The organism is Megasphaera sp. ASD88 (genome assembly GCF_002287425.1).
Lineage (GTDB): Bacteria > Bacillota > Negativicutes > Veillonellales > Megasphaeraceae > Megasphaera > Megasphaera stantonii.
Genome location: NZ_NQXW01000045.1, coordinates 1 through 3,485 on the forward strand (window position 1 = coordinate 1; position 3,485 = coordinate 3,485).

4 protein-coding genes are annotated in these 3,485 nt (G+C 44.7%); 2 read left to right on the forward strand and 2 right to left on the reverse strand.

What is annotated here, in order from left to right:
• Positions 1-197: 197 nt before the first annotated feature.
• Positions 198-1,049, forward strand: coding sequence for an ATP-binding protein (locus CJ260_RS12325; protein ID WP_095630417.1), 852 nt, complete (start codon positions 198-200; stop codon positions 1,047-1,049).
• Positions 1,050-1,317: 268 nt separating this feature from the next.
• Entirely contained in the window at positions 1,318-1,872 is a 555-nt protein-coding gene (locus CJ260_RS12330) for an RNA 2'-phosphotransferase (RefSeq protein WP_095630418.1), read from the forward strand.
• 71 nt (positions 1,873-1,943) lie between these two features.
• On the opposite strand, the gene CJ260_RS12335 is transcribed toward CJ260_RS12330, so the two are convergent.
• Together CJ260_RS12335 and CJ260_RS12340 are read right to left on the reverse strand one after the other, a co-directional pair.
• Positions 1,944-2,513 carry an NAD(P)H-dependent oxidoreductase gene (locus CJ260_RS12335; RefSeq protein ID WP_095630419.1) on the reverse strand — a complete coding sequence of 190 codons (570 nt, stop codon included), beginning with the start codon at positions 2,511-2,513 and terminating at the stop codon, positions 1,944-1,946.
• 87 nt (positions 2,514-2,600) lie between these two features.
• The gene (locus CJ260_RS12340; protein WP_095630420.1) at positions 2,601-3,143 is read right to left on the reverse strand and encodes a hypothetical protein; all 543 of its coding nucleotides are present in this window, start codon (positions 3,141-3,143) and stop codon (positions 2,601-2,603) included.
• Positions 3,144-3,485: the final 342 nt, after the last annotated feature.

Sequence of the window (3,485 nt, forward strand, 5' to 3'; positions counted from 1 at the left end):
TAGAATGGATGTGATCCATAGTGATTGCTCCTTTGTTGATGATTTCTCGCAAAACCATTTTAACATGAAGCTTCACTATGGATTTTTGTTTTTTGATTACCTGTTCAAATTCATTTTACAATTAACCTTCAATATATTTTGATCTTTTAGAAACATTGCCACAGCCTAATTCTTTTGATGGAGTTGTACATTATTTGATGGAAGAAAATATAATCGCAAAGCAAGATAATGGATTATATGCTATTACTAATTTAGGTGCCATTGTATTAGCAAAAGATTTAAGGCATTTTAAAACATTAAAAAGAAAGGCTGTACGAGTAGTACAGTATGAAAATACTAATAGAATGAATATGCTTCGAGATGAAATCTTTTTTGGAGGTTATGCGGTTGTTTTTGAGAAGTTAATTAAGTTTATAGAAGCTTTAGTACCTATGAGAGAAGAGTTTATTAGTGGTGTACGTAAGAAAAATGTAGCTTATCCAATTTCAGCTGTTCGTGAAACTGTTGCTAATGCCCTGATCCATCAAGATTTTTTTGTTTCAGGAGCGGGGCCATTAGTAGAAATTTTTAGCAATCGAATTGAAGTAACAAATCCTGGGGATTCTTTGGTTAATATAAAAAGAATTATTGATAATCCTCCAAAGTCACGGAATGAAAAGCTGGCTTCCCTGTTGAGAGAATTGGGTCTTTGTGAGGAATTGGGAAGTGGTTGGGATAGAATTGTTTTAAGCTGTGAATATAAACAACTGCCAGCCCCTAAAATAGAAACGTTTTCTGATGATACCCGAGTTACACTGTTTTCTGAAGTATCATTTACCGGTTTGTCTATGGATGATAAGTTGTGGGCTTGTTATTTACATGCCTGTGTTAAATATGTCCAGAGCGAACAGGTTACGAATCGTTCGTTGCGGGAAAGATTCGGTTTGAGTGAAAAAAATGCTGGCAGCATATCGCGATTAATAAAGGAAGCTGTAAATCAAAAATACATTAAACCAGTAGATCCAAATACAGCTCCACGATACATGAGGTATATTCCTATATGGGCATAAACTTAACTTGCCGGTAATTTGCAGAGGATGTATACTGTGCAGAGTAAATGGAATAACTGTGCGAGTTTTTAACTTGCTGGCAATTTGCAGAGTATGTGTACTGTGTGGGGCGAATGGGATAACTGTGCGAGTTTTTAACTTGCTGGCAATTTGCAGAGTATGTGTACTGCGTGGAGTGAATGGGATAACTGTGCGAGTTTTTAACTTGCTGGTAACTTGCAGCGACATGGCGAACCATTAGTAGAAAAGGAATTGTGAGCCGTAATACATGAATAAAAATAGAACTAGTAAATTCATCGCTTTAATTTTGCGTCATAAGCCGGAAGTTATCGGCATTTCTCTGGACGAGCATGGCTGGGCTGAGGTCGATGCATTGGTTGCCGGCATTGCAGAGCGGCAGCCTTTTACGAGGGAAATGCTGGAAGACATCGTGCAGACCGATAGTAAAGGGCGATATTCTTTTAATGCAGACAAGACCTTGATTCGAGCTAACCAGGGCCATTCTGTTCCCGTTGACGTGGAATTGGAACGAAAGCGGCCGCCTGTCGTATTGTGGCATGGGACGGGCGAGAAATACGCGGCGGCTATTGACGTACAGGGATTGATTGCCAAGTCGCGTCTGTACGTGCATTTATCCGCTGATTACGAAACGGCTGTCGCCGTAGGCCGCAGGCATGGCCGGCCTGTTGTATATCAAATAGATACGGACGCCATGGCGGCGGACGGCTATGTATTTTACCTGTCCGTCAACGGCGTGTGGCTGACAAAGGCTGTTCCTGCGAAATACATAAAGCGCGTGCCGGATGGTAAAAAGATTAAATAGCGATAGAAAAAATCTCCTCGTGAAGCTGGTTATCAGTTCATGAGGAGATTTTCGTATTGAGAGGCAACGAGTTAAATGGGGCTGTTTTTTATGTTTGCAATAGCCTGCTCCATAATTCCCGGCACGTCGGCGCCGACGATATCCAGATTTTCTGCCGCAAAGCAGAGGACTTGCGGAATGCCGTAGTAAAGCGTGGCCAGAGATTTTACGTAGTCGTAGCCCAGGTTGTATGGGCCGATGGGGCCGCCGGCCGTCGTCACGTAGAGAATGCGGCCGGCCCGGCACAGGCCGACGGGGATTCCTTCTGGCGAATACGTGAAAGTGACGCCCAATACGGTAATCTGCTCAAAGTATACGCGCAGGATAGAAGGGAAGGCCAAGTCCCAATAGGGGGCGGCAATGACGATGTCATCTGCTGCGGCAAACTGATGGGCGTAGTCGAACATTGGCGACGACATCGTATGAGAGGCGATAAGGGCGTCTCTTTCTTTCAGATGTTCCCAGTCAAGGGGGTGAAGGGGTTCCTGATACAGATTGATTTCCGTTACCGTTCCGGATACTTTTTTCAATACTTCCTGAGCCAATGCAAGAGTACGGGATTGAGGGCGGGGGCAGGCATTGATGAATAAAATGTTTTTCATGAGATATCTCTCCTGTTCATAAGATTACCTTTACTATAGGATATGCTGCAGGCTGTGTATATGTCGGGGCATGCAAAATGCAGTGTGTCAGACCGAATCGGGAAACAGGCTGGCGATCAGTTCTTCGATTCGCTGGGCGTCCCTGGCTTTTTCCGCTTTCTTTTGCTGTTTGAGCAGGGCGCGCCGTTTATTGCGGCGCATATGCCGGTCCGGTCTTTCCATGCGGCGCTTCGTGTAGGTCAGGAACTCCTGCATGACCGGCGGCAGCTGCTCGAAGGGGATTTCCTTTCTCGACGTGCACAGCTCGTGCAGATATACGTAACCCAGGGCGTAGCAAATCGATTCGACGTAGAAATCTTGAATATGGTAGCGGGCGTACTGCTCATATACAGCCGCCTTGGGCCGAGCCGGTATATCCTGCGTATTTTTGTGATACAAGAGAATCGTGTCGTCCAGGGCGGATTGATGGAGAGCCCACGATTCCGCGGCAGTTTTTATGATGATAAATCCCAGCTTACAGCGGCACGTCACGCCCGTTTGCCGGCAAAAGAGGTCGATGTCGTCTTTTTCATGCTGAAAGAGAGCTGCTAACGATTCGGGATAGGTTGCGTAAGTGGATCTGTACTGCATAGCCCTCGTGCCTCCCTGTGACGTATTTCTGATAGATATATTCTAATTCCATCGTACCAGCCAGAGAGAGCCTGTGAAAAAATCTCTGTAAACATAGATCTTCTATGATACTCGGTAAGCTGAAAGCGAAGAGCCTGTGAAAAAATCTCTGTAAACATAGATCTTCTATGATACTCGGTAAGCTGAAAGCGAATTTGAGAACTTTCAGCTCATGATTTATATATAACAACACATGCTGAACATGTCAAGTACAGACAGGATTTTCGCCTGCTTTTGCCAGCTATGCGTTACTCTGGGAGTCGGCCTTCGTACATTATGCTCAGTTCCCCATACACCTGTCCC

What these genes read in the sequence shown, in the direction of transcription:
- CJ260_RS12325 (WP_095630417.1), top strand. Translation starts at nt 198, where the DNA reads ATGGAAGAAAATATAATCGCAAAGCAAGATAATGGATTATATGCTATT.
- CJ260_RS12330 (WP_095630418.1), top strand. Translation starts at nt 1,318, where the DNA reads ATGAATAAAAATAGAACTAGTAAATTCATCGCTTTAATTTTGCGTCAT.
- CJ260_RS12335 (WP_095630419.1), bottom strand. Translation starts at nt 2,513, where the DNA reads ATGAAAAACATTTTATTCATCAATGCCTGCCCCCGCCCTCAATCCCGT.
- CJ260_RS12340 (WP_095630420.1), bottom strand. Translation starts at nt 3,143, where the DNA reads ATGCAGTACAGATCCACTTACGCAACCTATCCCGAATCGTTAGCAGCT.